General features: G+C 49.8%; 26 protein-coding genes and 3 tRNA genes. 9 read left to right on the plus strand and 20 right to left on the minus strand.

All coding sequences use genetic code 11. The features are described 5' to 3' along the window. Window positions 1–161 precede the first annotated feature (161 nt). The 4 genes from BLR06_RS17055 to BLR06_RS17070 all read right to left on the minus strand — a co-directional run bounded on the left by BLR06_RS17055 (window position 162) and on the right by BLR06_RS17070 (window position 1,625). Window positions 162–479 carry an N-acetylmuramoyl-L-alanine amidase family protein gene (locus BLR06_RS17055; RefSeq protein ID WP_092074807.1) on the minus strand — a complete coding sequence of 106 codons (318 nt, stop codon included), beginning with the start codon at window positions 477–479 and terminating at the stop codon, window positions 162–164. A gap of 122 nt (window positions 480–601) precedes the next feature. After that, on the minus strand, window positions 602–913 hold the full coding sequence (locus BLR06_RS17060; RefSeq protein ID WP_173812923.1) for a single-stranded DNA-binding protein: 312 nt from the start codon (window positions 911–913) through the stop codon (window positions 602–604). Window positions 914–1,071: 158 nt separating this feature from the next. Next, the gene (locus BLR06_RS17065; protein ID WP_092074809.1) at window positions 1,072–1,290 is read right to left on the minus strand and encodes a hypothetical protein; all 219 of its coding nucleotides are present in this window, start codon (window positions 1,288–1,290) and stop codon (window positions 1,072–1,074) included. Between the two features lie 113 nt (window positions 1,291–1,403). Beyond that, window positions 1,404–1,625, minus strand: coding sequence for a helix-turn-helix domain-containing protein (locus BLR06_RS17070; RefSeq protein ID WP_092074810.1), 222 nt, complete (start codon window positions 1,623–1,625; stop codon window positions 1,404–1,406). 193 nt (window positions 1,626–1,818) lie between these two features. On the opposite strand from BLR06_RS17070, the gene BLR06_RS17075 reads away from it, so the two are divergent. Next, entirely contained in the window at window positions 1,819–2,163 is a 345-nt protein-coding gene (locus BLR06_RS17075; RefSeq protein WP_092074811.1) for a helix-turn-helix transcriptional regulator, read from the plus strand. Between the two features lie 77 nt (window positions 2,164–2,240). After that, a complete protein-coding gene (locus BLR06_RS20415) occupies window positions 2,241–2,555 on the plus strand; it encodes a tyrosine-type recombinase/integrase (RefSeq protein WP_173812925.1) in 315 nt (104 codons plus the stop codon). 110 nt (window positions 2,556–2,665) lie between these two features. Here the strand turns inward: BLR06_RS20415 and BLR06_RS17085 are convergent. The 4 genes from BLR06_RS17085 to larAH10 all read right to left on the minus strand — a co-directional run bounded on the left by BLR06_RS17085 (window position 2,666) and on the right by larAH10 (window position 5,432). After that, window positions 2,666–2,742: transfer RNA gene (locus BLR06_RS17085), tRNA-Arg, on the minus strand. Between the two features lie 279 nt (window positions 2,743–3,021). Beyond that, window positions 3,022–3,699, minus strand: coding sequence for a GGDEF domain-containing protein (locus BLR06_RS17090; RefSeq protein WP_092074813.1), 678 nt, complete (start codon window positions 3,697–3,699; stop codon window positions 3,022–3,024). A gap of 124 nt (window positions 3,700–3,823) precedes the next feature. Beyond that, window positions 3,824–4,111: a hypothetical protein gene (locus BLR06_RS17095; protein WP_092074814.1), complete on the minus strand. Its 288-nt coding sequence runs from the start codon at window positions 4,109–4,111 to the stop codon at window positions 3,824–3,826. A gap of 19 nt (window positions 4,112–4,130) precedes the next feature. Beyond that, window positions 4,131–5,432: an NPN-dependent 2-hydroxyacid racemase, LarAH10 family gene (gene larAH10, locus BLR06_RS17100; protein ID WP_092074815.1), complete on the minus strand. Its 1,302-nt coding sequence runs from the start codon at window positions 5,430–5,432 to the stop codon at window positions 4,131–4,133. 271 nt (window positions 5,433–5,703) lie between these two features. On the opposite strand from larAH10, the gene BLR06_RS17105 reads away from it, so the two are divergent. After that, window positions 5,704–6,159 (plus strand): DUF441 domain-containing protein, encoded by a 456-nt coding sequence (locus tag BLR06_RS17105; RefSeq protein ID WP_092074816.1) that lies wholly within the window; start codon window positions 5,704–5,706, stop codon window positions 6,157–6,159. Here the strand turns inward: BLR06_RS17105 and BLR06_RS17110 are convergent. Continuing rightward, complete coding sequence (locus tag BLR06_RS17110) at window positions 6,156–8,258, minus strand: RNA degradosome polyphosphate kinase (protein WP_092074817.1); 2,103 nt, start codon at window positions 8,256–8,258, stop codon at window positions 6,156–6,158. The two genes, BLR06_RS17105 and BLR06_RS17110, sit on opposite strands and share 4 nt — an antisense overlap. Beyond that, entirely contained in the window at window positions 8,258–9,817 is a 1,560-nt protein-coding gene (locus BLR06_RS17115; RefSeq protein WP_092074818.1) for a Ppx/GppA phosphatase family protein, read from the minus strand. The genes BLR06_RS17110 and BLR06_RS17115 overlap by 1 nt, the downstream gene beginning before the upstream one ends. A 228-nt stretch (window positions 9,818–10,045) precedes the next feature. Between BLR06_RS17115 and BLR06_RS17120 the strand changes: the two genes are divergently transcribed. Next, complete coding sequence (locus tag BLR06_RS17120; protein WP_245698209.1) at window positions 10,046–11,566, plus strand: Ppx/GppA phosphatase family protein; 1,521 nt, start codon at window positions 10,046–10,048, stop codon at window positions 11,564–11,566. Between the two features lie 63 nt (window positions 11,567–11,629). On the opposite strand, the gene BLR06_RS17125 is transcribed toward BLR06_RS17120, so the two are convergent. Then, window positions 11,630–11,809: a hypothetical protein gene (locus tag BLR06_RS17125; protein WP_139164529.1), complete on the minus strand. Its 180-nt coding sequence runs from the start codon at window positions 11,807–11,809 to the stop codon at window positions 11,630–11,632. A gap of 229 nt (window positions 11,810–12,038) precedes the next feature. On the opposite strand from BLR06_RS17125, the gene BLR06_RS17130 reads away from it, so the two are divergent. Beyond that, on the plus strand, window positions 12,039–13,109 hold the full coding sequence (locus BLR06_RS17130; RefSeq protein WP_092074820.1) for a tetraprenyl-beta-curcumene synthase family protein: 1,071 nt from the start codon (window positions 12,039–12,041) through the stop codon (window positions 13,107–13,109). Window positions 13,110–13,186: 77 nt separating this feature from the next. Here BLR06_RS17130 and BLR06_RS17135 read toward each other — a convergent pair whose 3' ends face one another. Next, window positions 13,187–13,384 carry a small, acid-soluble spore protein, H family gene (locus tag BLR06_RS17135; RefSeq protein ID WP_092074821.1) on the minus strand — a complete coding sequence of 66 codons (198 nt, stop codon included), beginning with the start codon at window positions 13,382–13,384 and terminating at the stop codon, window positions 13,187–13,189. A 94-nt stretch (window positions 13,385–13,478) separates the two neighbouring features. Further along, complete coding sequence (locus tag BLR06_RS17140) at window positions 13,479–14,075, minus strand: hypothetical protein (protein WP_092074822.1); 597 nt, start codon at window positions 14,073–14,075, stop codon at window positions 13,479–13,481. Window positions 14,076–14,367: 292 nt separating this feature from the next. Here BLR06_RS17140 and BLR06_RS19620 point away from each other — a divergent pair, with 292 nt between their 5' ends. Further along, window positions 14,368–14,574 (plus strand): hypothetical protein, encoded by a 207-nt coding sequence (locus BLR06_RS19620; protein WP_092074823.1) that lies wholly within the window; start codon window positions 14,368–14,370, stop codon window positions 14,572–14,574. 91 nt (window positions 14,575–14,665) lie between these two features. Here BLR06_RS19620 and BLR06_RS17150 read toward each other — a convergent pair whose 3' ends face one another. After that, window positions 14,666–15,781: a M20/M25/M40 family metallo-hydrolase gene (locus BLR06_RS17150; protein WP_092074824.1), complete on the minus strand. Its 1,116-nt coding sequence runs from the start codon at window positions 15,779–15,781 to the stop codon at window positions 14,666–14,668. 82 nt (window positions 15,782–15,863) lie between these two features. Here BLR06_RS17150 and BLR06_RS19625 point away from each other — a divergent pair, with 82 nt between their 5' ends. After that, the gene (locus BLR06_RS19625) at window positions 15,864–16,004 is read left to right on the plus strand and encodes a hypothetical protein (protein WP_173812927.1); all 141 of its coding nucleotides are present in this window, start codon (window positions 15,864–15,866) and stop codon (window positions 16,002–16,004) included. Window positions 16,005–16,085: 81 nt separating this feature from the next. Here BLR06_RS19625 and BLR06_RS17155 read toward each other — a convergent pair whose 3' ends face one another. From BLR06_RS17155 to BLR06_RS17170, 4 genes are all read right to left on the minus strand, one after another. After that, window positions 16,086–17,228, minus strand: a complete 1,143-nt coding sequence (locus tag BLR06_RS17155) for a DNA polymerase IV (protein WP_092074825.1) — start codon at window positions 17,226–17,228, stop codon at window positions 16,086–16,088. A gap of 112 nt (window positions 17,229–17,340) precedes the next feature. After that, the gene (locus BLR06_RS17160; RefSeq protein ID WP_092074826.1) at window positions 17,341–17,568 is read right to left on the minus strand and encodes a hypothetical protein; all 228 of its coding nucleotides are present in this window, start codon (window positions 17,566–17,568) and stop codon (window positions 17,341–17,343) included. A gap of 163 nt (window positions 17,569–17,731) precedes the next feature. Continuing rightward, the gene (locus BLR06_RS17165) at window positions 17,732–17,968 is read right to left on the minus strand and encodes a hypothetical protein (RefSeq protein ID WP_423069639.1); all 237 of its coding nucleotides are present in this window, start codon (window positions 17,966–17,968) and stop codon (window positions 17,732–17,734) included. Window positions 17,969–17,991: 23 nt separating this feature from the next. Continuing rightward, entirely contained in the window at window positions 17,992–18,945 is a 954-nt protein-coding gene (locus tag BLR06_RS17170; RefSeq protein WP_092074827.1) for a magnesium transporter CorA family protein, read from the minus strand. A gap of 367 nt (window positions 18,946–19,312) precedes the next feature. On the opposite strand from BLR06_RS17170, the gene BLR06_RS17175 reads away from it, so the two are divergent. After that, window positions 19,313–19,401, plus strand: a tRNA-Ser gene (locus BLR06_RS17175). A 26-nt stretch (window positions 19,402–19,427) separates the two neighbouring features. Continuing rightward, window positions 19,428–19,518: transfer RNA gene (locus BLR06_RS17180), tRNA-Ser, on the plus strand. Window positions 19,519–19,805: 287 nt separating this feature from the next. Here the strand turns inward: BLR06_RS17180 and BLR06_RS17185 are convergent. Both BLR06_RS17185 and BLR06_RS17190 read right to left on the minus strand, forming a co-directional pair. After that, a complete protein-coding gene (locus BLR06_RS17185; protein WP_092074828.1) occupies window positions 19,806–20,519 on the minus strand; it encodes a LutC/YkgG family protein in 714 nt (237 codons plus the stop codon). Between the two features lie 5 nt (window positions 20,520–20,524). Further along, window positions 20,525–21,946 carry a LutB/LldF family L-lactate oxidation iron-sulfur protein gene (locus BLR06_RS17190; protein WP_092074829.1) on the minus strand — a complete coding sequence of 474 codons (1,422 nt, stop codon included), beginning with the start codon at window positions 21,944–21,946 and terminating at the stop codon, window positions 20,525–20,527. Window positions 21,947–21,949 lie beyond the last annotated feature (3 nt).

Consider the following 21,949-nt stretch of genomic DNA (forward strand, 5'->3'; position numbering starts at 1 on the left):
ACTGGAAAAACTAAAAGCCTTCGGCCACCGCTTCCCAGAGAATATGAGAAAATTTCTGGATGAATAACCTAACGTCCAGATAAAACATAAATCCTGCATCCCCTTAGCGGGAATGCAGGATTTATAGCAAGCAGGCGTTGGTTGGCGTAATGTGTGATCACCTATTGGCTGCTACTGGCCGCATATTCACCTAATGCCTCAGTCATGGCCACGGCCGCCGCCAACTGCCCGGCATAACCGCACATCAGCCGCCGCTCGTCCGCATGGGAGAGAAAAGCCACCTCCACCAGCGCCGCCGGGCAGCCGGTTTGCCGCAGCACCTGGAAATTGGCGGCCTTGACGCCGCGGTCGGCCGTTCCCAGCTCGGCCACCAGCCGGGCCTGCAGCAGGGCCGCCAGCCGTTTGCCTTCGCTGCTGCCCGGATAATGATAGACCTCCGTACCCTGGGCAGCAGGGCTGGCGGCGCTGTTGGCGTGAATGCTGGACGTCCACCACCGCTGCCGCGGAGCGTCGCCCCGGCTCCTTGGTTAGCAGACCCACCCTTGGCCCCTCCCGTGAACCGGGAGGGGAAAGAGAACCGCCGGCGCCAATTGTCCGGGCCTTATCCCGGCTTGTCCAGAAACTCGATGTCCCGGACTACGACCTCGGTCACCTTCTTGCGCTGACCGTCCGCGCTTTCCCATTGCCGGCTGTGCAGCCGGCCCTCAATCGCCACCCGGCGGCCGTCCCCGCCCTCCTGGCCAATCAGTTCGGCCAGCGCATCCCAGGCCACGCAGTCAATGGCGTCGGTTTCCTCCCGCACCCTGGTTCTAAACGCCACCGTCAGCGAAAAGGAGCAGACCGCCTTGCCGCTCACGGTAACCCGCATATCCAGCTCCGGGGACAATCTTCCCGCCAGAAAGACCTTGTTCAATGCCTCCCTCCCCTTGTTATGCACATCTTCACCGGCCCTACTACTATGTTTGGTTTACGTTTATACATAAGTTTACGTTTAGTTAATGTAACCGGGTTGCCAACCACTATGGTTGGCAAAAGGACCTCACCAGCGGCAAGCGCGGCTTATCCACAGGGTTATCCACAGACCACAGGCTTGCTCTGAATTGACCGCAGTTCATACCAAGGAGCTGACCGGCCGGGGCGGGGCGTATGAATGAGCAGCCCGGCCGCCACCAGCTCGCCGCGGGCCCTGGACAGCGTCGTGTAGCTGTAGCCCAGAAACCCCAGCAGCGTGCTGGCGGCCACCGTCAGCCGCGGCGGCCAGCCGGCCCGGTTGAACAGATGCATCAGCACGCCCCACAGCGCCTGGGCCTCGCTCGACAGCGTAGAACCCGTTGAGCTCGACAATGTAATTCACGGTCCCGCCCACATCCACCGGTGAAATTCCTGGTCCCGGCGTCCCGGCTTCACGGCAGGAAACGTTTCAGACCGGCCGTATTCACGCCCGTCTTGGCGCTGGCCCGCCGCCGCAGCCACTCATTGGCGGCCTTCACATGAATGATAAAACGGTTCCCCTCCTTGGACGCCGGAAAATCCGGCAGGTAGCAAAACTCCCGCACCCGGTTCTGGCCAATGCCGGTCATGGCCGCAAACTCCTTGACCGTGACCACCAGCTTGGTGTTTGTCATAGAGCATCTCTCCTCCCCCCAGTGAATTAACGCAATTTAATATTGCATTATGTAATAATCATAGCAGCCCTTTGATAATTTTTCAATACATTTCTCACTTTTATATTTACAAATCGCACTTTAACAATTACAATGTGGGTAGCAGCTCTTTTGATAGTGTGTGCAAATCAAATGTGATGGTGTGTGAAAAAACATGAGCAAAGAAATAGGAAAGCGCATCCGCGCCGCCCGCGAACGGCTCCACCTGTCCCAGGCCGCCCTGTCGGAACTGATCGGTGCCGGCAATCAGTCCACCGTGGCCGGCTGGGAGCGGGGACGGACCGAGCCGGACGGCGAAACGCTGGTCAAGCTGGCCGTCATTCTGAAAGTCTCGACCGACCACTTACTTGGCGTCGATGCCGGCGTGCTGGCGCTGCCGGCCGACGTCACCGACCTGGCCCGCGACATTGCCGGCCTGCCGCCGGCCGAGCGGGCCGTCATTGAAAAGATTGTGGCGGCCTTAAAGGCCGAAGACAAGGACAAAGTCGTCCCTGGTTGACCGGTGGATACGAAAACTGCTCTATCCCTGCGGCAAGCGCCGGAGGTAAAAAACAGGCGGCCGGGTGGCGGCCGCCTGTGGTTCAAGGGAAAATCCCCGGCCCCTGCGGCAACCTGCAGGACCCGCGCAGTTGGTCAAAACAATTCAAATGCCTGGCCAAAGCGGCCGGCATCGACATCACGTTTCATAAACTCCGGCACGACCACGCCAGCCGGCTCTCGGCCAACGGCGTCAGCATCAAGGACGCCCAGTACCGGCTGGGCCACAGCACAACCCATATGCTGCTCAATGTCTACACCCACAGGATATCCGGCGGCCAGGAAAAAATCGCCTCGTGGCTCAATTCTTCCTTTCCGACCGCCCCAACCGATCATGAAACACCACTTCATTGACCGTTTAGAAAATGCAGTTACAACCGCGTTGTTGTACGGTTGTTGTAAAACTGCTATAAAAACGACAAAAAAGGCTTTACGAAAGTATCGTAAAACCTTTGAGATATCTATGGTGACCCCGGCAGGATTCGAACCTGCGGCCTTTTGATTCGTAGTCAAACGCTCTATCCAGCTGAGCTACGGAGTCATTATAATAGCAACATCTTTCTGCCGACAAAAAATATAATATCATAAATCACCTATCATAGTCAAGCTTATTTATGTAAATATTTTTTAAATCTTTTACGATTTTTGCAATTATCCACAAAGCAACTGTATCCTTTTAACAATCAATTCACATGGAGAATGCCGATTACGCTGGAAAATCACGATGTTATCCACAGTTTTTGGCTCCTTGTGAATAAAAATGTGGATAACATCGCTTTTTTATAACAAAAAAGACGAATAAAGTTGTTAACCGACTTTTTCAACAACATACACTTACAATATTTTTTTCGACCTTAGCCTTATATAAAGCTTTGTCAGCCAATTCAATTAAAGCATCTATGGCGACAACTTTATCGACAGTTGCCACCCCCAGACTTATTGTAATTTGCAGCCGCCGGCCTTTATACACAAATTCCTGCTTTTCCACATATCTGCGCAATCTTTCAGCAAGTAAATGCGCGCCCTCGATACTTGTATCCGGAAGCAGTATGACAAATTCTTCACCGCCCCACCTTACAGCCACATCGCTGCTTCTTATATGCTTGCGAAAACCATCGGCAACCATCCGGAGAACTTTGTCGCCGGCAATATGTCCGTAGCAGTCATTTACCTGTTTAAAATCATCTATATCGATCATAATTAAAGCGATACGGCCTGCAGCCCGCTTTTGGGCCAGCATATCCCGCAGAAACAAATAAAAAAACTCCCGGTTGTTTAAGCCTGTCAGACTGTCCTGAAAACGGCCTTTGTACAATTCCTGAATTAAGCGGCCGCATTTACAGCCCAACAATACATCAACAATTGCAACTACCAGCCATATCGTCAGTGAAGCGGCCTGAATTAAATACTTTTCAGCCATAAAGCCAGTTAAATGCAAAACAATCACCGCTGTGATAATAATACCGGGTGCAAATCTGATAAAAAACTTACTCTGCATTTAACTCCTCCTTTACTTATGCACTTACAACACGCCTTAAACAGCTTAAATTTCTGACAGCTCATTAGATCACCCGCTCGCAAAAAAGTCTAATCCCACTTGGTGGGATTAGACTTTAAATAACTTAAGCCGGTCTGCTCCAGTCAACATGGACGCCAGTATTCTGCCACAGCCTGGACAATCCCAGTTCGAGATTACTAAGACTTTCCGTCGGCCGGACTAATCTGCTGGTAAAATCTTTGATCGTATTCTGCGGCGCATTGATCCAATGCTCTGTTGTTAAGAAGTTTTCAACTTCACATCGTTTCACTTCATCTTGCAGCAAAACATGAAGTTTTCTACTAACCGGCTCGTATTCAATAAAGCCATTGTCATTTTTATAATGAACGGCAACGCGGTACAACTGCTCCATCTTGTCAACGCCTTTCCTGTTAAAGATTTGGGGTCTTCAGTATTGGTACGGTATTGGCTGCATGAGGCATCACAATAATTTTATATTCAGACCGGCCAAGCTTGTCCTCAGCTAAGGCGATTGCTTCCTCAATGGTAGTTACCGGAGTCATGCCCGCCTTTTCAATAAAATCTCTATTTTCCGGCAGCGTCACTACAATATGCGGAATTTTTTGCGCCATTAGTCCCAGCTTTAGGGCAACAAAGCCCGGCACTGTAAAGCCTTCCCGCAACGCCTGTTCGCGCTCCTGTAAATTCTCGTAATTGAACCAGTCGCTAAAGTCAGGGGGCTCGGCAATATCGGCGCACTCCAGCAATAGGATAACCACGCCGTCATCTTTACAAGCCAATACAGCGTTATCAACGGTTTTTGACCCCTGGTACAAATTAATATCTTTCGGAAAGCCGCCAGCCGAAGCAATAACCAAATCGGCTTGCTCATCTATTGCAACGCCGAATATTTCAGCAGTTGTCTTGCAGCCCTCCTGCCAGGCTTCCAGCCAGTGCCCGGCCACAAAACGGGCAAAATTGCCCTCGGCGTCCAGCACAACGTTAAACAGGAAATCCGGCTTAAGCAGTTCAGCCATTTCCAGCATATCCTCATGCATGTGATTGCCTTTCAGCCTGCCGGAGCCGCTGACCGGGCTGATGCCTTGGCCAGGCTGTTCATGCAGGCAAAAACTATGATTTCCCTGAATCGTCGGATAGCTGGCAACTCCCGGTACGATACTTTTGCGGCCGCCGCCAAAGCCCGCCATTAAATGATATACAATGCCGCCGGTTAATATCACCCTGTCGGCGTTTACCACTGCTTTGTTGAGTCTCACCGGCACGCCCCGGCTGGTAGTGCCAATATCGACAAAGTCCTCCTCCACCGGTGCATGACTTTGAATAATATTAATCCGCCTTACCACCTCCTGACCGTACACGCTAATATTCTCAGCATCAGTATGATAACGATGCGCTCCTAAAGCAACAATCAGCGAGATATCGGCATCAGGAATTCCGGCTGCATTAAGCTCGTCTAAAAGATAAGGCAAAAACTGATCATGCTTAAGCCAGGCTCTGGTGATATCGCTCGCAATAAGGACAACCTTTTCCCCGGCCTTAACGACTTCCCGCAACGGCGGAACGCCAATCGGATTTCGCAGCGCCTGCCGGGCCGCTGCCGCTATATCGGTAATCGCCTGGTAGGGCTTGCCCTCAATAACTTTGCTTATTTTTTCGTCAGGCAGGGTAAGACTTACTGTCTTTTTACCCAAACCAAGTTCAAATTTGCTCATGGGACTTACCCCCTTAAATATTAGAAGAACTATTGCAGTGTCCAACTGCGCCGATAACGGCAACAGCCTAGTACCGTACGTCACCTAAGCATTTGGCTTATCATGCGGTCTTTTTTCGCATTCTAATCAATTTTTAAGTGACACACGCTAGCAACTTTAATCTACATTATAATATTATATCAAGCAGGAAATAATCAAAGCAAGAGGAATTTAAACAGAATTAGCGCAAGAGTACCTTTAGGGTATAGCGCTTATCAGGAGATGATTGAAAATGTCTTGGGACTATCTACCGCTATTGATTGTTCTTTGCCTGGGCGTACTTGGCAACAATTCCTCTGTCGGCATTGCCGCAGCAGTTCTATTGCTCCTTAAACTACTCGGCCTTACCTCCTGGTTTGAACCATTGGAACAAAACGGAATCTCCATCGGAGTGACAATCTTAACCATAGCCATACTGGCGCCGGTTGCAGCCGGCCGCATTACGCTTGCCAACATGGCTGAAGTGTTTAAAACGACTACCGGAGTGATCGCGATTGCCGTCGGCATTTTTGTCGCCTGGGCCGGCGGCCGCGGCGCCTGGTTTATGAAAGAGTCACCGGAGGTGGTTACCTCCCTCATCATCGGCACAATTGCCGGCGTGTGTTTTTTCAATGGAATACCGGTCGGACCGCTGATCGCCGGCGGCTTAGTCTATATGCTTTTATCCATAGCCAAGCTTTGGAGCTAAAAAACAAGATCCTTGCGAAGCAGCGGCCGCATCCGCGGTTCCTGTGCTGAACCGGTCATGGCTGTAAGTTTCTGAAGGCGGAGGTACAGTTCATCCTGGCTGTTGACAGACTTGCCTTTTTTGCTAACCCGCCGGTAAGTTCCGTCACTTTTCATTTGATAAGCTTTTTGATTGTCTTTGAGCATAATTTCCAATATCAGTCTAATCCGCTCAATATGACGGTCATCATCAACAGGAAACATCAGCTCCACCCGGTCATTCAGGTTCCGGGGCATCCAGTCGGAGCTGGAAAGCCAGATTTTTTCGTCGCCGCCATTGGAAAAGAAAAAGATTCTGTGATGTTCCAGGAACCGCCCCACAATGCTCCGGACCGTGATATTATCGCTTATCCCTGCAAGTCCGGGCCTTAACCCGCAAATACCGCGGATAATCAGGTCAATTTTAACGCCCTGGCTGGAAGCCTCGTATAGCTTGATCATCACTTGTTTATCAATCAGTGAATTCATTTTGGCGATGATGCGCGCCGGCTGTCCTGCCCGCGCCAGATCAATTTCCCGGTCAATCAATTGATATAGCCGGTCCCGCAGTCCCAGCGGCGCCACGACCAGTTTGTTCCAGACAGGCGCATCGGAGTACCCTGACAAAGTATTTAAAAAAGCCGAAGCGTCAATGCCGAATTGATCGCTGCAGGTAAACAACCCCAGATCGGTGTAAATCCGGGCTGTTGCGTCATTGTAATTTCCCGTTCCCATATGAACATAACGCTTAATCCCCTCATTCTCCCGGCGGACAACGAGGGCTATTTTCGCATGTGTTTTTAAACCCACCAGACCATATACTACATGACAGCCGGCCTCTTCCAGGCGCCGGGCCCACTGGATATTCTTTTCTTCATCAAACCGCGCCTTCAGCTCCACAATGACCGTAACCTGTTTTCCGTTTTCAGCCGCCAGCGCCAGCGCCCGGACAATGGGCGAATCGCCGCTGACCCGGTATAAGGTCTGCTTAATGGCCAATACCGCAGGATCATTGGCCGCCGACTGAATAAATTCCACAACCGGCGCAAATGATTCATACGGATGATGCAACAATATATCGCCGTGGCGAATTGCCGCAAAAATATCCTTTTTATCCTGAAGACAAACGGGCAGCAACGGTTTAAGCGGCTTGTAGCGCAAATCGCCGCAGCCCGGCAGGTCGGCAAAATTCATCATGCAGGTTAAATCCAGCGGCCCGGCCGTTTCATAAACATCGTCCCCGGTTATTTTCAGCTGTTCAACGAGGAAGCGCTTAATATCTTTGTCATTGCTGCGGCCAAGCTCCAGGCGTACAGCCTCGCCCCGTTTGCGCAGCCGCAATGATTTTTCGACTTCAGCCAGCAAATCTTTGGCATCCTCCTCATCAATCGATAAATCAGCATTCCGGGTGATGCGGAATGGCACAATAAACCGAATCCGGTGACCCTGGAATAAGCGCTGACAGTATTGGATAATAATATCTTCCAGGAAGACAAAAAAACGTCTCCGGCTGTAAACAGGCGCTTCGATAATTCTCGGCAGTACGCCGGGCACCGGCACCACAGCAAAGCTTTCCTTGCCGTCATGCCCGCAGAGCACCACGGCAAGATTTAATGAGCGGTTGGCCAGAAACGGAAAAGGATGGCTGGCATCCAACGCCATAGGAGTAATGACAGGGTATATGGTACTGTTAAAATAGTGTTCAACCCACTCCCGGCCCTTGTCCGATAAATCAGCCGGCCTGCTCAAACAAATCCCCTGCTCTGCCAACTTTCCCGTCACAGCTTTGAAATAACGGTATTGCAGCTTGACCATGTCCTGCGCCGCTTGTGCAATCTGGTTAAGCTGTTCACCCGCCGTCAAGCCCGCAATATCCACTTTGGTCATGCCGCTTTCCTGCTGCTGCTTTAATCCTGCCACTCTGATCATAAAAAACTCATCCAAATTGGAACTGGTTATCGCAATAAACCTGAGACGCTCCAGCAGCGGCACATCCTTTGCGGCCGCTTCATTCAGAACCCGCTGGTTAAACTTTAGCCAGCTTAATTCGCGATTGATAAAATACTCTTGTTGATCAAACATCAGCTTACCTCCGCACTCCTGGTCAGAATCGCCCGAATTCCAAAAACACTTTCAAAAAACTTAACCTTATCAAGAAAAGTCCACTCTTCTAATGAGATATCCGCCTGTGTGTTTACCTTAATCGTGATCTGATTTCCTTTTAGTTCAATAGCAAGACTGGTGCTTTTTTGCCGGTGCGCACGGTCAATTGCATCCGCCAAACGAATAATCGCCGCCAATTTGCCCACAGTAACCTGCTGCTGATCGGTAAGTCCGGCAAGACTTAGGTTGTCGCTCACCGGCGTTATTTTAGAATGGTATCGTGCGACATTGGCAATAATATTTTTTTCCATCTCTGAAAAACCCATAATATCAGAAGAATCGATTAGTTGATAAGAGTAAGAATAATGCTGACGCAAACTGACAAACTTGCCGATATCATGCAAAATACCCGCCGTGTGCAGCATCAGCCGCTCTCGCCGGCCAAGGCCGTGAATTTTCGCCATATGGTCAAACAGCAGCAAAGCAGCGCCGGCAACTGCGTCCGCATGGCGGCAATCGTACTTGTACTTAGCGCCCAGGGAACAGGCCAGACTAATAATCTGACGGTCGATTACCTCCGACCATTTGTCCCGGGTTTTTTCCATAATATGCAATAAGCAGATACCGTCAATGAACTGGTCATCCGGAATGACGATCTTGTCAATGTCAGTTAAACCAAGAATCTGCTTATAGAGCACAATCGTCGGCAAAACCATTTCAGCTTTGGCTTCGCTTAGCTCAAAAGTCTTGATGATCTGAGGTAAATTTAATTTTTTAACTTTATCGTATAACTTGTAAAAGTCAGTCAGCTCAACCAGGGCCAGTCCATCCTTCAGACCATAGCCCAGTATCTTCAACAGCAGCTTGGTCTCTGGCCCGGATAAAACCAGATACTTGATCGCATATTGCTCCAGCGCCTGCTGAACAGGCTTAATTGCACTATAAATATACTCTGACAGGGCTTGCTGAAAATACATGGACTCCCGCTGCCATTTATCAAAACTTTCTTTAATGCGCAATATACCAATATGAATGTTTTGCTGGTACTTTAGGGCGCCGTTTTTATATAAGGTAATACCCAGGCCCCCTGAAGATATATCAACAAACAGCAGCCCGTCAGGCGTATTGGTCAAACCGTGATCCTGGATATTTTTAAACACAGCGGCATATTTATAGAAAATTTCCTGCGGCATGTCCACAATCTCCACCCGCAAGCCTGTCTTTACCTTAATTTGATCCAGGATATAATACCGGTTAACCGCCTCACGCACCGCAGTGGTGGCAACCAGGCGATAATCGCGTACACCGTATTCAGCCAGCAACCGCTTGTAGCCTTGCAATAACTCGCACAATTCGTTGATCGCCAAAAAACTGATACGCCCGCTTTTAAAGGTTTCTTCACCAAGCGACACCTGGCGGGCAGCCTGGTCAACCACCTTGATATCATCAATATTCCGGTATTGAACAATTTGAATGCCAACTTGCTCCGAACCTAAATGTATTGCTGCAAAAAGATTGCAAGTTGCCTCTTTCAACATATAATTCACCTCTTCGCATATTTTCGCTAAAAAAGTGCAAAGTCCCGCCCCGAAATACCTTGCTCAGCCCTGATTCCTGTTAAGTCTTTGTTAATTTTTCATAACAATTTGGCCGAAATCCAGGCCACACTGAACGGAGGCAGCCAGCAAGAGTAATTTTTCAGGCTGCTGAGAAAAGGATATTACAATAAATGGCGAATACTGTCCGTTAGAAAGGAGTTGTAGGCGTTGAGGCCAGAACGAATAGCAATTATTGATCTAGGTTCCAATTCAGCCCGGTTAATCGTCATGCACATAGACGATAATGGCGCTTATAACCTGGCTTATCACCAGAAAGAAGCCGTACGGTTAAGTGAAGGCATGGCCGGCGACGGCCTGCTCCAGCCAGCGGCAATGCGGCGGGCAATTCACACATTAGCCATATTCGCCCGGATGATCGAGCTGCTGCAGGTGGATATAACCCTGGCAGTCGCAACCGCCGCCGTACGCAATGCCCGGAATGGCCCGGCTTTCATTCAGCAGGTGGAGCAGGAGACCGGAATTAATGTACAGATTATTTGCGGAGATGCCGAGGCAACCTTGGGTTATCTGGGAGTAACAAATACCATCGACATTCAGGACGCGGTTCTATTTGACTTAGGCGGCGGCAGCACCGAGCTTACGCTGATCAAAAACCGTAAAGCCGAGCAAACCGTCAGCCTGCCTTTTGGTTCGGTTAACCTGACCGAAAAGTTCAATTTGCAAAACAACGCCGCCGATTCGCAGCTGGAGAGCGCAATTGCTTTTATGCTGCGCCACTTTGAGCAGCTCCCCTGGCTCAAAGACAACTCCATTCCGCTGATCGGCACCGGAGGAACAGCCAGAAACATCGCCAAAATAGATCAGAAACGGAAAAACTACCCAATTGCCAAAGTCCATAATTATCGCCTGGGCTGGCTGTCCTTTGCAGCCCTCTGGCAAGAAATTTCCCGAAAAACGCTGTCGCAGCGCCGGAAAACGCCCGGGCTTAGCAACGGGCGGGCTGATATTATTCTAGGCGGCTTAAGCATTGTTAAAGGCCTGTTTGATATTACCCGGAGCAGCCAATTGATCATCAGCGGCTGCGGAGTGCGTGAAGGCGTATTCTTTCAGCATTATTTGGGCAGCAGCGGGGGGATATTACCGGATATCCTGGAGCACAGCGCCAACAATATGCTGTTGTTTTATAAAGGCCATACCGGCCATGCCAGCCATGTAGCCGATCTGGCCGCAGCCATGTTTAACGGCTGGTCCGATTTGCTTGCTCTGAGCGCCCGCCAGCAAAAGCTGCTGAGAGTTGCGGCTTTGTTGCACGATATCGGCATAACGATAAATTACTACGATCACCCCCGCCATAGCGCCTATTTGGTTGAAAACGCCAGACTATTCGGACTGACGCATCGCGAACAACTGCTTACCGCCGTGATTGCCGGCTGGCATGAACGGCCTAGCGCCAAATTCGTCAACCACAGGGTCTATCATGAGTTTTTAGATGAGAACGACTGGCAAACCGCCCGCAAACTGGCCTTGCTGCTGGCGATCGCCGAAACCCTCGATGCCAGCCAGATTGGGCTGGTCAAAAAGATTGAGGCTGTTTTTTCCGGCGGACAGGCCCATTTGCTGTTATTTGCCGACGAACCCATACCAATGGCGCAGCAAACCTGGACTAAGCTGGAACGCTGGTTTAAAAAAGACACTGGCGCAAACCTGACTATGAGTTATAGCCGCTGAGTATTTCAGCCAAACAAACAGCAGAGGCTGCACCCCATTGGCGCAGCCTCTGCTGTTTGTTCGTTATGGGGCGACTGTACGCCGCACTTTTTCATAACCGGCCGGTTCCCCGAATACGCCGGCGCAGTTGGGCTGCAGCCTTCGCATTGGGAAATACCCCAGCTCTTTTGCCGCCGCCTCATAATCATATTCAACCTCGATAATCCCGTCATTAAAGCCACACTTGCCACAATAGTCATTCATCTCGCCGGGCTGATACCGGCTGCCTGCTTGATTTACAGATTGACACAGGTCAATGATGACAATAACCCCGCCGATCATCTATACTAATAGTAGCGATAATTAGCAATACTAGTGTCTTGGCAAAGTTGTGAATTAGGATTAGACAGTGTGGATTTTTTCGCCCTGCGGGGACGGAAGCAACAAACAGTTTTAATGTGAGTTCTACTTATACTAGACCGGAGGATAAAAAATGGTAAAGACCCTAATCAACACATTGGCCGGCTTTAACCTTGTAGGCAAACTGATTACCGTTGTTTTGCCGGTTGTCGATCAGGAACTGTCCTATTGGCGCGATTTTGCCGACAATAACGCCGGCCCTGAACTAAAAAAACAGGCTTTAGCCAGCATCAGGGACAAAAAATTTCACTGCCAGGGCGGCAGCGTATACAGCTTATATGACGGGGTAAACACCAAAGACTTTGTCAGACTGATCGTCGCTCTGCAAACAATCAGCGATTATTTGGATAATCTTTGCGACCGGGCCGGAATTGCCGACGAGGCGTCATTCAGACAATTGCATCTGGCAGTCACTGATGCGCTTGACCCGGCGTCGCCTGGTCATGATTACTATCGTTATTATCCGTACAGTCAGGATGGCGGCTATTTAACCGCTCTGGTTCAAACCTGCCGGCAGGAGCTGACTAAGCTGCCGGCCTATGAAGCAGCCAAGCCCGCGGCATTAAAACTGGCCGGACTATACAGTGAACTTCAAACCTATAAACACCTTGATCCGGCGATCAGGGAAATCAAAATGCGGGAATGGATCGATAAGCATATCAACAAGTATCCTGAACTTACAATATGGGAGTTTGCGGCAGCCACCGGCTCAACCCTGGGCATGTTTATGCTGCCCGCCGCCGCCGCCAATCCCGCCCTGACCGCCCGTGACGCCGAGGATATCGCCGCTGCTTATTTCCCCTGGATCAGCGGTCTGCATATCCTGCTGGATTATTTCATTGATGCAGTTGAAGATCAGACCAACGGCGACCTTAATTTCGTTGCTTACTACCAGGATGAACGGCAGATTCTCGACAGACTGAGTTTTTTTAGCCGGCAAGCCCGGCAACAGGCGCAGTCCACCCCTAACCCCGCTTTTGCCACTACCGCTGTCTGCGGCTTACTGGCGTTATACCTGTCTGATCCTAAACTGTCCACCAGCAGGGACAAAGCCATCCGGCAGGCATTGCTCCGTAATTCCGGAGCCTACACCAACCTGCTTTATCGCATCTGCCGGCTGCTAAGATTGAAACAGGCCTTATAGCTGAATTGCCCCTAAGGAACAACGGGAGCCGCCTCCAAGCCTTTCGGCGGGAGAGACGGCTCTTCGCTAGCTGCCGGTCATTGCCTTCCGGTGACCGGACCGGTTTCCACCAGCCGGTCTATCGACACATGAACGGTATTGCCTTTCTCCAGATAAGTAACATACGCGGTATTGCGCCCTTTGTCAATATTGTCAATCCACACAGCGTTATTGCGATACTGGACGCCAATGACATCGGCCGACTTCATGATTTCTTCGGCTCTATTTGCATGCATCGCCAAACCCCCTTTTTTTAGGGATAGTATTTGCCGCCTGTTTTATTATCATACAGACGCTGCAGCGATGCCGGACAAATGCCGCAGGAGAAAACTACTGCAGTGATTTATGGGCGGCCGGCACGGTAATTTGCTTAAAATAGCGGCCATTGATTTCAATGGTGTCACAAAGGCCGTCATCAACAATTCGCACCCGGCCGCTGCCAATAAATTTATCCACAGCCTCAGGACATTCCACTTCCTGCCATCTAAAACTCCGCTCATCAGGCGTACCGGCGTTCTCAGTGTAGATCTCAGCTTCAGGTCCGGGTTTCTCCTGGCCGCTGCACCGGGCCAGATGCCGCTCTAAATTTTCAATAAAAACCCGGCAGATATCTTCAGGAATATTGAGCGCGCCCTGTTCTTCCCCCGCTTCATCCGCCAAAGCCAAAAACAGGGCATTGCCAAAAATAATTTCCTGTTCGTCAGGGTGGGGAAACCGCCTGTTGGCGGTCAAACCCAGCGGTACCGCCAGGTCATTTACAAAAATATGCAGTGAAACGCCGTTGCCGACATTAAACAAGCGGGTACTGGCGAAATTTCCGGCCAGAATATCGGCTATTTCTTCAATTTGCTGCTCAATATCAGCGGATAATTGGCAGATAACCAGGTCTTTACCCGGTTCCATCAGTATTGCATTAATCGTTGACAATATCGTTCTCTCCCCTGTGTCACTTTTGTTTGCCGGACTTAAAGCAAGGTTCCTGACCGATTAACTTCGCCGTTAACAACAAAAAACCTTTCCCGGTTGGCCGATCAGGCTGTACCTTACTAGCAGAATCACCGCAAGTTTATTTTCCCAAATTTTTAGTAAATAAGTATTTCACATTTTCGCAAACCATCATAGTATAAGATAAGACGCGTTATCGTCTATTAAGCTGCAATCCTGGATGACCCGGATTGCGGCAACTGGGCATTATTAGTTTTAGAGGAGTGATCTTACCTTGGAAAACATAATTGGCAGACAAACAATGATCTTTAGAATTTCCGAGCTTTGTCACATTATAAACTCCTGCCGAAGCACCGGCGGTAACCCTAATCAGTACTATGACGAGCTGGAACTGCTGTTGGAGCGCTACCAGCAATCCAAAAACAAACAAGCCGCTGCCGCCGATACGGAAGCACACTATCTGCTTGCCAGCTTCCGCTAAAGAAGGTCTTATACTTACCAGTGCCTTGACCAACCAAAGGAAAGCCAGCTGTTCAGTCAGAACTCGCTGGCTTTTTCCGTTTACTGTAATTTCATTCAACTGCCGCTGAAATGATGGCAACCACCAGCTCAGCCGAATGATACAGATCTTCTTCTTTAATAAATTCTTCAGCCGTATGCACTTTGCTCATACCTACGCCCAAAACCGCGGTCGGCACACCATAAAAATTAAAATAATTGGCGTCACTGCCGCCCCCGGTAGCCTGCAGTACGGCTTTTAAGCCGATATTGCCGGCAGCTTTCACCGCCAGAGCCACCACCGGGGAGTCGTCGGCCAGTTCAAAAGGGTCATACGCATGACGGACCTCCACCTGGGCCCGGCCCCCGTTTTGCGTCGCTACCCGTTCAAAAGTATGTTTCATATGCTCGGTCTGGGCGGCCAGTTTGCCAATATCGCGGCTGCGGGCTTCACATTTTAACTCGACCCGGTCAGGGACAATGTTGGTCGCCTGACCGCCGGATATCATGCCGACATTGGCGGTCGTCTCATGGTCGATGCGCCCCTGCCTAAGTTCAGCTAAAGCCTTGCCGGCCATAACAATGGCATTCACCCCTTCCTCAGGCGCTACGCCGGCATGAGCCGTCTTACCGTAAATAATCACGTCAATACTGTTTTGCCCAGGCGCTTTGGTAATAATCTGCCCCGGCGACCCGCCGGAATCCAAGGCATACCCCAGGCTGGCCTTTAAATCGGACCGCCTGATATGCTTTGAGCCATCCAGGCCGGCTTCTTCGGAAACCGTAAAAACCACCTGGATGCCGCTGTGCGGCAATTTATTTTCAATTACCACCCGCAGACCTTCCAAAATAGCGGCAACCCCGGCTTTATCATCAGCGCCTAAAATAGTATTGCCCGCCGATTTAATCAGGCCATCCTGCACCACTGGTTCAACCCCGGCGCAGGGCTCTACGCAATCCATATGCGCGCTCAGCATAATACTCTTACCTGCCACGTTTCCCGCCAAATAGCCGATAATATTGCCGCAGGCGCCGCCAATTTCCGAACCGGCCTGATCCTCAAAAACGCTTAAACCCAATTGAGACAAGCGTTCCTTCAGCAAATCCCCAATTTCACGCTCAGCCTTGGACGAACAACGAATCCGCAGCAAATCCAAAAATTCCGCCAACATACGCTGCTTATTAATCATGCCTTTTCCATCCTTTCTATTAAAAATTGCCAGCTATGTAAACAAACGCAATGGTTAAACTAAATAACGGAGGTGATAACAGATGAAAAACAATTGTCAAATTGACAAAAAATGCGCCAAAAACGACCAGGCTAATCAGGTAAATCTGGAGTTTTCCCAGGAGTTAGCCGCTAAAAATCAGCTCCGGAACGACAAAGAATGCAAGTCGGAATGCAAACGCTAATCATAGCTGTTTCTTCGCCTGAAACGACGGCCTATTGCCGTCGTTTCAGCATTTTCCGTTAATCAGGGCAGTTTCAAGACACTAGCGCAACAATTGGGCTTTGGTGATAATTGCCTCGCCAAACCGCGACTTCAGCCGGTCAACCGTACTATATAAAGCCCGCCGTTTGTCGCTTTCGTCAAATAGCGTCAGTTGATCGCCGGACTGCAGACTGCTTACCGTAATGCCCAGCAGCCGTATACCCTCGGTATGACTGCACTTGTCAAAAATCATGCAGGCAGTTAGATAAATAGTTTCATCAAAGTTTGTTGACTGCGATAAAGTACAGCTTCTGGTAATTGTCCGGAACGAACGGTATCTTATTTTAACCGTAATTGTCCGGCCGCTGTACCCCGAGCAGCGCAAGCGCCAGCCCACTTTTTCGGCCAGCGCCAGCAATTCGGCTTTCAGTCTGTCCGTCCCGGTCAAATCAGCAGCAAAAGTCAGCTCCTTGCCGACGGACTGAGGCGGACGTTCAGCGATAACCAGCCGGACGTCCCGGCCGTTAGCCAAAGCATGCAGCTGCTGGGCAATATTGCCGCAATGCTGAATGAGAAGTGCTAAATCAAACCGGGCCAGCTCACCAATTGTAGTGATGCCCAGCTCCCGCAAAATTTTATTCGTTGCAGCGCCAACACCCCATAGCCGGCTGACAGGCATGCTTTCCAACACGCCCAAAGCTTTTCCCGGGGCGATAACCACCAGGCCGTCCGGCTTTTTGAGCTCTGAAGCCAGTTTTGCCAGAAATTTGTTTTCAGCCGCCCCGACAGATGCCACCAGACCAACGGTCTGCCTGATCCGCTGCTTAATTTCAGCAGCCAGCTGGTATATATCCGGATAAAGCTGCTCCATGCCGCTGACATCTAAAAAAGCTTCATCCAGCGCCAGCGGTTCAATGAGGGGGGAGAACCCTGACAGCACAGTCATAATCCGGGCCGAAACCTCACTATACCGGGCGTGGCTTCCGGCCAGAAAAATCCCCTGCGGGCACCGGCGGCGAGCCTCAGCCATTGGCATGGCCGAATGTACCCCAAATTCGCGCGCCTCATAAGACGCGGTGGAAACAACGCCGCGGCTGCCCAAACCGCCAACAATTACCGGCTTTCCGGCCAGTTCCCGATGATCCCGCTGTTCAACGGCTGCATAGAACGCATCCATATCAACATGAATAACCCAACGCTGCATGTTTTTCACTCATTTCCGGTGCGGCACACCGCCCTAAATCGGTGCAGCCATAGAGCGCGTGCCGGTTTAATTGCTATTTAAGAACACCCGTCCCGGCTTGTAAAGTTCCGGTTCAGGATTTTCCGCCCAGTAGCGAAGTATGGATAACAATAGGATCCAGCGGCTTAAAGCGGGTATCTTCTAAGAATTGCAAATCTGCCCGCAATTTACTGAGCTCATCCCGCAGAATACTTTTCGTATAATTATATTCTTCAAGCCGTACTACAGCATCAGACAGTTCGGCAATTTTTTCTTCATACTCCTTATGCTGCCGGACAATTTCCAATCCCGTCTTAATCATCGTGCGCTTCTCCTTACTTGTCAAAATTACACCCTTTCTAATTATACCCCGATCTTGACAAATTCATTGAACGGAATGGAAAAACCCCATTCAAACAAAACAAGGCCTTGCGTTATCTACCCAAGGCCAAAATGTCGATCATCATTTGCAGTCATTTTTTGTTTTAGCAGGATTTCCGGCCAAACCGGGGATGTCTGGCCGGCTTTAAGCTCAACCGCAGAATTAATTCCACCGCTCGCTTAAGTTCAATATCCTGGCGGCTGTGGGCTGTTTCCATTACGCAGATCGGATTGTCTACCCCCACTTCGCCCCCGGGCATATAAATATATTCATGATTGATCGTATCGCCGAAAATAATACCGGCCTTGAGCTGGGCAGCAACCATAACACTCATCTTCATCCCTACAATCACCAAAAAATTCGTTAAAACATGTTTTTCTTCCATAAAACAAACGCACTGACTGAAGTTAAGGCCAGCGAAATCATTGAAACATAAAGAAATCCGTGACTCTCGGCAATCGGAATAACAACATTCATGCCGAAAAAGCTGGATATCATGGTTGGTATCGCCATGATAATCGTCATTGAGGCCAGAAATTTCATTACCATGTTCAAATTATTAGAAATAATTGAAGCAAAAGTCTCAACCATGCCAGTCAGAATACGGCTGTACATTTCAACCATTTCCTGCGCCTGTTTATTTTCAATGATAACATCTTCCAGCAAATCTTCATCTTCTTCAAACATTTTAATGAGATACTGCAAATTGTTATTGGAACGCAGCCGCAGCAGCTTTTCCATTACTACGCCATTGGAACGCAGCGATGCATTGAAATAAGTCAGGGCTTTTTGCAGTTCCAGAAGTTGAAACAGGCCCTCGTTCTTCATCGAACGGTGCAGCTGTTTTTCGATTTCATCCGTCAGACGACTGATTTGCCGGATATATTTTAAATATAACGTCGCCGACTTATATAAGAATTGAAATAGAAACCTGGTTTTCTTGAATGTACTGAACAGTTTGGCGTTATTGCAGTTAAACTCGGATAAAACTTCGTTATTCTCCAGGCAGACAGTAATGACATAATCCCGCGTCAGTACAATTCCCAGCGGCAAAGTATCATAAGAAACCCTGGTGCGCATAACCGGAACATTAGTGATAATCAGAATACAGTCATCCTCAATTTCCGTACGCGAGCGCTCTTCTTCATCCAGCGCCGCTTTTAAAATATCCATCGGTATATTGACTGCTGCCGCCACAATGTTAAGCTCAGCGACAGTCGGATTGACAAGATTGAACCAGGCCCCTTTTTCCAGGGCATCAACAGCCAATTCACGCAGAGCTCCAGTGTAACAATCGCTTTTATACACTTGCAGCATGAATATTCCCCCTTTTCATGGGGAAGCAGGTCCAGATCTCTCACTAAAAAAATTTAAATAAGTAAGAAAAATGGAATATTCCCCGATATTTGATTATTTTTACAAAACAGCGTAAACTAGGTATGTCTACATCCATTTTTCTCACCTGCCTCATTAGTTTAATTAGCTTTACATTAAAAATATACTCTCCGGGCTTACAATAGTCAATACATTTAACCGTAATTTATCATTTCCGCTACAGTTGGTACTTGAAACAATACGCAGGACTGGCCGTACCAGCTCCGGTATGCAGTGACTTTATTTACCGTCAGCAAGCTTGTTGACAAAGCCCTTTTAATTTTGCTATAATGTTAGATGTGCCGGACACGGAGGGGTGTCCGAGTGGTTTATGGAGCTGGTCTTGAAAACCAGTGATCCCGCAAGGGACCGTGGGTTCGAATCCCACCCCCTCCGCCATATTAAATTTAGACAACACAGCATTCGGAGTGGTACTCAAGTGGCTGAAGAGGACGGTTTGCTAAATCGTTAGGGGTCGTGAGGCCCGCCAGGGTTCAAATCCCTGCCACTCCGCCATCAATGAAAAATTGACGGCTATCAACGGAAACGTTGGTAGCCGTTTTATGTTTCCCTGGTCTTACAGCCTCCCCCTATTCTATCTATGATTCATTCTATTCCGGATGAGCGCAATTGCCTCTCTCAGTTTCAACACGTTCCTTCAACAAAAATGCCAGTTTTCGCAAAAGCAGCGCTCAAACTTCCTCCTATATCGGCAACAGCGCCCGGGATGATTGACCTGCCCCGCCTTAACCGGCTTTGTATAAGCAGCACAACAGCTCCATTGCGATGGAGCTGTTGTGCTGCTATTCATCCATAATGCAAACATACACGTACTTGGAGCCATGAACGCCAATGGTTAAATCCATCTCGATATCCGAAGTGCGGCTGGGTCCGGCAATAAAGGTGGTGGTGGTCGGCAGTTTTGTGCCATAACGCTGTTTTAGCAGTTTCATTACCGAGTAAAAACCGTCAACCAATTGCGCTGTTGTAAAAACAGCAATCAGCGTAATCGGCAGAATAGACACCGTTGTCGGTTGCCCGGCGCCGCCCGGCAGTACCAGCGTTCCCGTCTCGGCCATGGCAATATCGCCCCACACCACGCCGGCCTCCATTGACTCGGCCGACGGAATCCACTCCTGGCGGCCCGTCGCCAGCGGCCATACAAATAATTTGGCCTCAGCCTGGGCAAAAATCTCCCTTAAATTTAGTTTTTCCAGTTCGGGATGATCCCACCGGACAGCCTGCTGAATTCCCCTTTCGCGAATGATCGCGGTCAGAGCGTTTGCCAGTTCGTCCCTGTTTCCGACACTAAACGCCTGACCGCCCAGTGCCTTCCACTCTTTGATAAACCGTTCCCTGAGCTCCCGCCGTTCTTCAACTGTTGTGCCGCGTTCCGTGAATAGGCCGTCCATCGGATTCTCCACCCGCCCGGCTTTTGAACCCGGCGGCGTCTTAATACGATTGCGGATTGCGGAAAAAAACGCTTCCCGGTCGCCCGTCAGCTTGCCTTGCGCCATTTTATCTACTCCTTTCGCTCTTCATTCAGTTCCGGCCAAATTTCGTGGAAGAACTTATCCGGCAACGCCGGCATGTCACGATATTTCAACCAGTCTGAGATTGGCGGCGGACCATAAGCAATTTTTTGGGCTTTAACCAGCGGAAACTGGAACCGGCGGGCCATACGGATGGAAAAACGGTACCGGCTCATACTGGCAAAAACCGCATTCCAGCCTTTGTAGGCAATATCTTCTAAAATTTCGCCTTTTTTCTCCAGCTCCACTTTGTCATTGCGCAAGGCGTACAGCATATCGTGCAACGGTATCTTTACCGGACAGGCCGTGTGGCAGGCCCCGCACAAAGTAGAGGCATAAGGCAGCTCGCCGTATTTGGAAATCCCCTGGTATAAGGGCGATAAAACAGCGCCAATCGGCCCCGGATAGACCCAGCCGTAAGCATGACCGCCAATGTTCCTGTACACCGGGCAGGCATTAAGACAGGAACCGCAGCGGATACAGTTAAGAACCTTTTCATAGGTTGAACCAAGCAGCTTGGAACGGCCATTGTCAACAATGACCAGATGAAATTCCTGCGGCCCGTCCAGTTCCTCTTCCATACGGATACCGGTAGACAACGTATTATAAACGGTTATTTTTTGACCGGTTGCGCTGCGGGCCAGCAAAGACAGCATCACGGCCAATTCCTCCACGCCCGGCAGGATTCGTTCCATCCCCATAATGGTCACAAGCGTCGGCGCCAGCGCCGATATGATTCTGGCGTTGCCTTCATTGGTGCATACCGTAACAGCGCCTGAATCGGCAATGGCAAAATTACAGCCGGTAATGCCGATATCGATATTCAGAAACTGTTGCCGCAGATATTTACGGGCAAAAGCGCACAAATCAGCTGTCTCGGCCGGTATTTTTTCGTTGCTTACGGCATTAAACAGCTCGGCCACCTGAAAACGGTTCTTATGCATTGCCGGAACGATAATATGTGATGGCGTCTCATCCGCCAGCTGGATAATCCATTCACCCAAATCGGACTCAATCACTTTGCAGCCCATTTTTTCCAGCGCCGGATTGAGATGAATTTCCTCAGATACCATCGACTTGGATTTTACAATCGATTTGGCATCCTTCTCCTTGGCCAGGTTTTCAATATACTGCACCGCTTCCTCGCCGGTCCTGGCTAAGCAAACATGGCCGCCTCGCTGTAAGACATTATCCACCAGTTGCTCAAGATACTGATCCAGGTGCTGAATGACATGCATCCGAATGGCCTCCGCCCGTTCGCGGAAAGCCGCCCAGCGCTCGGGCCCCACTTCGGCAATGGCTTCGGCCCGTTTGCCTCTTAACCGTCCGGTGCCTAATTTTACCGCTTTAATCATTACAGTATCAGCCAGCGCTTTATGATAGCGCTTCCGGAAACTAGGTTCAATATGCATTGT

Origin of the sequence: Dendrosporobacter quercicolus (assembly GCF_900104455.1) — a bacterium.
Taxonomy (GTDB): Bacteria; Bacillota; Negativicutes; order DSM-1736; family Dendrosporobacteraceae; genus Dendrosporobacter; species Dendrosporobacter quercicolus.

Excerpts from the sequence above, each read along its gene's own strand:
- BLR06_RS17160 (WP_092074826.1), bottom strand. The coding sequence starts at position 17,568 with ATGATTAAGACGGGATTGGAAATTGTCCGGCAGCATAAGGAGTATGAA.
- BLR06_RS17125 (WP_139164529.1), bottom strand. The coding sequence starts at position 11,809 with ATGAATGACTATTGTGGCAAGTGTGGCTTTAATGACGGGATTATCGAG.
- BLR06_RS17105 (WP_092074816.1), top strand. The coding sequence starts at position 5,704 with ATGTCTTGGGACTATCTACCGCTATTGATTGTTCTTTGCCTGGGCGTA.
- larAH10 (WP_092074815.1), bottom strand. The coding sequence starts at position 5,432 with ATGAGCAAATTTGAACTTGGTTTGGGTAAAAAGACAGTAAGTCTTACC.
- BLR06_RS17135 (WP_092074821.1), bottom strand. The coding sequence starts at position 13,384 with ATGCATGCAAATAGAGCCGAAGAAATCATGAAGTCGGCCGATGTCATT.
- BLR06_RS17185 (WP_092074828.1), bottom strand. The coding sequence starts at position 20,519 with ATGGCGCAAGGCAAGCTGACGGGCGACCGGGAAGCGTTTTTTTCCGCA.
- BLR06_RS17190 (WP_092074829.1), bottom strand. The coding sequence starts at position 21,946 with ATGCATATTGAACCTAGTTTCCGGAAGCGCTATCATAAAGCGCTGGCT.
- BLR06_RS17090 (WP_092074813.1), bottom strand. The coding sequence starts at position 3,699 with ATGCAGAGTAAGTTTTTTATCAGATTTGCACCCGGTATTATTATCACA.
- BLR06_RS17095 (WP_092074814.1), bottom strand. The coding sequence starts at position 4,111 with ATGGAGCAGTTGTACCGCGTTGCCGTTCATTATAAAAATGACAATGGC.
- BLR06_RS17155 (WP_092074825.1), bottom strand. The coding sequence starts at position 17,228 with ATGCAGCGTTGGGTTATTCATGTTGATATGGATGCGTTCTATGCAGCC.
- BLR06_RS17150 (WP_092074824.1), bottom strand. The coding sequence starts at position 15,781 with ATGATTAATAAGCAGCGTATGTTGGCGGAATTTTTGGATTTGCTGCGG.
- BLR06_RS17165 (WP_423069639.1), bottom strand. The coding sequence starts at position 17,968 with ATGAAGATGAGTGTTATGGTTGCTGCCCAGCTCAAGGCCGGTATTATT.
- BLR06_RS17170 (WP_092074827.1), bottom strand. The coding sequence starts at position 18,945 with ATGCTGCAAGTGTATAAAAGCGATTGTTACACTGGAGCTCTGCGTGAA.
- BLR06_RS17075 (WP_092074811.1), top strand. The coding sequence starts at position 1,819 with ATGAGCAAAGAAATAGGAAAGCGCATCCGCGCCGCCCGCGAACGGCTC.
- BLR06_RS17110 (WP_092074817.1), bottom strand. The coding sequence starts at position 8,258 with ATGTTTGATCAACAAGAGTATTTTATCAATCGCGAATTAAGCTGGCTA.
- BLR06_RS17070 (WP_092074810.1), bottom strand. The coding sequence starts at position 1,625 with ATGACAAACACCAAGCTGGTGGTCACGGTCAAGGAGTTTGCGGCCATG.
- BLR06_RS19625 (WP_173812927.1), top strand. The coding sequence starts at position 15,864 with ATGAAAAACAATTGTCAAATTGACAAAAAATGCGCCAAAAACGACCAG.
- BLR06_RS17130 (WP_092074820.1), top strand. The coding sequence starts at position 12,039 with ATGGTAAAGACCCTAATCAACACATTGGCCGGCTTTAACCTTGTAGGC.
- BLR06_RS17115 (WP_092074818.1), bottom strand. The coding sequence starts at position 9,817 with ATGTTGAAAGAGGCAACTTGCAATCTTTTTGCAGCAATACATTTAGGT.